This window comes from Acidibrevibacterium sp. (genome assembly GCF_049965395.1).
Classification (GTDB): Bacteria; Pseudomonadota; Alphaproteobacteria; order Acetobacterales; family Acetobacteraceae; genus Acidibrevibacterium; species Acidibrevibacterium fodinaquatile.
Window position 1 is genome coordinate 1 of the sequence record NZ_JBMFWJ010000093.1, and the last position, 3641, is coordinate 3641.

Consider the following 3641-nt stretch of genomic DNA (forward strand, 5'->3'; position numbering starts at 1 on the left):
CAGGCGCAAGCAAAATCATATCCATCGTCGAGGCGAAGTGCCCATCCAACCTGCCCGAGAGCGCCCCGGCCGACGAGGTCGCTGCCCGTCTCGGCCTCCCCGCGGCCGCGGACGGTCTGGTGGATTGGGATGTGTTCGACGCTATCCTGACCCCGGGCGACCTGCTGCTACTCCTATCCTGGCGCGACGCGGCCGCAGCGGAAGCAGGCGAGCGGGGCGGCGCCATCCCCGACGATGCGCGTGTGCGCCGGGTACGGGTCGCGCGTGACTATGGCATGTTCGATCGCAGAGAAGCGCCGCAGTTCTACCCTGAAGTGCGGCGGTTCCCGGTCAAGTAAAGTCATCTCTATGTGCGGATCACTGGCACCGCCATCGCCCGTGCCTATGTCGATTGCGGCTATCGCGGCCACGATGCTGATCGGACCCGCGTTTTCATCAGCCGCCAAAAGCGCGGCATCACCCCCACCATCCGCCGCGAGTTGCGCCGCCGCGCCGCCTCGGCAAAAACTGCGTCAGGCGCTTGCGCCTCCGCCACAATCCGCAGCTTGTCCTCACCCCGCCAGCGACGCCGGCGCTCCACACCCGTGATAATCTCCATCCCGACACCCGCTCATAGCGACGCGCACAAGAGCGCCGTTATGAGCACCCCAATCCCCCAAAAACAGGCGGCCTTCCGCGGATGCTTACAGGATGACAGCGGCACCCAGCGAAGGTGCGGGAGGCCAGAAGTTTGAGACCGTCTCAGCCAACATTTTTTAACATGACGATCAGCGGGTCGCCCTCGTTAACCACCGTTTCCTCGGCGGCGAGAATGGCGACGATGGTGCCGGCTTCGGGTGCGGTAACGGGGATTTCCATTTTCATCGATTCGAGCAGAAGCAAGGTCTCTCCCGCCGCGACAGCCTGTCCCTCGGCGACCAGCACGCGCCAGACGGAGGCGTTGAGGTCCGAGACAATTTTGAGCTGACCGGGAGGAAGGTTTGTCGGCATGATCGAGATCCTTGTGGCCAAAATCGGTGAGACGAATGGGTATTGGGTCAGGGGCGGATGGCGAAATGGGTCGGGCCCGGCGTCAGAATCGGCCCGGCGAGGCCGGCGAATTCACAAAGCAAGCGCCGTGTGTCGCGGGGATCGATGATTTCCTCGACCCAGAAACTCTCGGCGGTGCGGAAGGGCGAACGCAGCTTGTTGAGCCGCGTCTCGATCTCGAGGCGTCGCGCCTCGGGGTCGGGCGCGGCGTCAAGCTCGGCGCGGTAGGCCGCTTCGATTCCGCCTTCGAGAGGGAGCGATCCCCAGCGCGCGGAAGGCCAGGCGTAGCGCAGCGAGAGCCGACCGGCCGGCTGATGGATGGCGCCTGCGACACCAAAGGCATTGCGGAGGATGACGCTACACCACGGCACGCTGCATTGGTTAATCGCCGCCATCGCGCGCACGCCATGGCGGATTGTCGCCGTCTTTTCTGCCTCCAGCCCGATCATGAAGCCGGGGCAATCGACAAGATGTACGACCGGCAAATGAAAAACCTCCGCGAGATCGATGAGGCGGACGATTTTTTGGCACGCCTCTGCGGTCCACGACCCGCCATAATGATAGGGATCGCCTGCCATGACGGCGACGGGGCGGCCATGCAAGCGCGCAAGTCCGGTGATGATTGGACGGCCGAAGAACATGCCCGTTTCGAAGAAACTGCCGTGATCGACCAATGTTTCGATGATCGGGCGCATTTTGTAGACTTTGCGTGGATCGCGTGGGATGGCCTCCATCAAGGCCTCGTCGCGGCGGGCCGGATCGTCGGCGCAGGCCATCACCGGCGGCACTTCAAAAACCGAACTTGGCAGGTAGGAAAGGAAGCGCCGAGCGCGCGCGAACGCTTCTTCCTCGGTCTCGACGGCATCGTCAACGGCGCCACTCCGGGTTTGGATTTGCCAGCCGCCCAGCTCTTGTTTTCCGAGCGCCTGCCCGAGGCGGGCGACCACGGGAGGGCCGGCGACAAACATTGCCGACGATTTCGTCATGACCGAATAATGACTAGCCGCGAGCCTGGCGGCGCCGAGGCCGGCAACCGAGCCCAGTCCAAGCGCCACTACCGGCACCAGCGCCATGTTCGCGGTAGCATAGTAAAAACCGAGTGCTGAGCCGATACCGCCCGGCAAGTTAGCGCGCCCGGTGGTTTCGATCGTCTTGACCGAGCCACCGCCGCCCGAACCCTCAATGATGCGCAGGATCGGCAGGCGAAATTCACTGGCCATACGTTCGGCAAGCAGGGGTTTTTCACGGATGGTGGCATCCGCCGAGCCACCGCGCACGGTGAAATCATCACCCACCACCACGACCGGCCGGCCATCGACGGTGCCGCGGCCCATCACGCAATTGGAGGGCGTGAAGGACAGAAGATCATTGTTGTCGTCGTACTGCGCCTTACCGGCGATGGCACCAATCTCGTGAAAACTTCCGCGATCGAGGAGATGTAAAATGCGCGCACGCACGTCGAGCCGCCCAGCCTGGTGCTGACGCGCGACCTTTTCCGCGCCGCCCAGTGCTTGTGCCATCGCCTCGCGCCGGCGCAATTCATCAAGTTCCGGCTGCCAATTCATGCCCGACCTCCCGCTATACAGACGTCATTTAACTTGATCTTCAAGACGGCCGAGCCGGGTCGCAAGATCACGCAGTAGCGGCGCCACTTCGCGGTCAAGCCGCTCCCGATCATATTCCGCTGCGAGCACGCCCGCGACAAGCACCATTGTTGCCCCATAGGTGGGAAAAAACACTGGGACGCCGACTCCATTGACGTAAGGGTTCCACGCACCGCACGAAATGACGTAGCCATCGCGCGTGAAGCGACTCCGATAATCGTCAAGCCAAGTGCTGAGCGCGCGCGCCGCTGCAGCGTCGCGTTCCACGAGCGACGCCAACACGCTTTCTTGCTCGGATCGCGGCTGAGCGATGATCCAGGCGCGCCCGGCGGCAGTCTCGGCGAGCGGCACCCGCGAGCCGATGGTGGAATGCAGGCTCAACACATGCGCGGCCCGGGCATAGTCGAGATAGACCATCTCCAGCCCATCACGTGCGGCAAGCCCGATCGTGCCGGGCACGAGGGCGGCAATCTCGACGAGACAGCCACGGATAACCCGGCGCAACTCCAGACCTCGCAATGCCGTGCTGGCAAATGTCAGCGTGCCAATACCGAGACGATAGCCGTCGCCGTGGGGCACTCGCGCGAGATGGCCGGTACGGAGCAAAGTATGAGTGAGACGCGCGACGGTGGATTTCGCAAGACCAGTGCGTGCCGCGATCTGGTGATTGCCGAGCACCACCTCGGCGCCGTCGAAGCTGTGCAAAATGGCAAGCGCGCGCGCCACGGCGTTCACGAATTCACGATCGGGGACCGCTTCCCGTGGCCCACCATTGCCGCGGGATTGTCTGGTTGATGTGACGCGTGAGGACTGAGGCTTCATCTGATGCGCCGCACGGCGCCACTCCCTACGCTTAATCTACGAAACGCACTTCCTTTAATTCCGCACTGCGGAATTGAATTCTGCTTGTTGTTCGTGGATTTTAGGTTTATCCTTCGCATCAAGACAAGCTTTAAATACCTGCTTGGCGCCAAAGTGCCGCCAAGAGGGATAAAAACGACAAGTCTG

At 62.7% G+C, this 3641-nt stretch carries 3 protein-coding genes and 2 pseudogenes; 2 read left to right on the forward strand and 3 right to left on the reverse strand.

Translation table 11 applies throughout. From position 1 onward, the window contains the following. Nucleotides 1-338: pseudogene (locus ACP5M5_RS14455) on the forward strand (hypothetical protein); the annotation flags it as partial. 18 nt (nucleotides 339-356) lie between these two features. Then, nucleotides 357-497, forward strand: a pseudogene (locus ACP5M5_RS14460) (IS5/IS1182 family transposase); the annotation flags it as partial. 244 nt (nucleotides 498-741) lie between these two features. Here ACP5M5_RS14460 and ACP5M5_RS14465 read toward each other — a convergent pair. From ACP5M5_RS14465 to ACP5M5_RS14475, 3 genes are read right to left on the reverse strand one after another with little or no spacing between them, the layout of a single operon-like run. After that, the gene (locus ACP5M5_RS14465) at nucleotides 742-990 is read right to left on the reverse strand and encodes an acetyl-CoA carboxylase biotin carboxyl carrier protein subunit (RefSeq protein ID WP_427938519.1); all 249 of its coding nucleotides are present in this window, start codon (nucleotides 988-990) and stop codon (nucleotides 742-744) included. Between the two features lie 47 nt (nucleotides 991-1037). Beyond that, nucleotides 1038-2594, reverse strand: a complete 1557-nt coding sequence (locus ACP5M5_RS14470) for an acyl-CoA carboxylase subunit beta (protein ID WP_427938521.1) — start codon at nucleotides 2592-2594, stop codon at nucleotides 1038-1040. 24 nt (nucleotides 2595-2618) lie between these two features. After that, nucleotides 2619-3368, reverse strand: a complete 750-nt coding sequence (locus tag ACP5M5_RS14475) for an IclR family transcriptional regulator (protein ID WP_427938523.1) — start codon at nucleotides 3366-3368, stop codon at nucleotides 2619-2621. Nucleotides 3369-3641 lie beyond the last annotated feature (273 nt).

What these genes read in the sequence shown, in the direction of transcription:
- ACP5M5_RS14470 (WP_427938521.1), bottom strand. Translation starts at nt 2,594, where the DNA reads ATGAATTGGCAGCCGGAACTTGATGAATTGCGCCGGCGCGAGGCGATG.
- ACP5M5_RS14465 (WP_427938519.1), bottom strand. Translation starts at nt 990, where the DNA reads ATGCCGACAAACCTTCCTCCCGGTCAGCTCAAAATTGTCTCGGACCTC.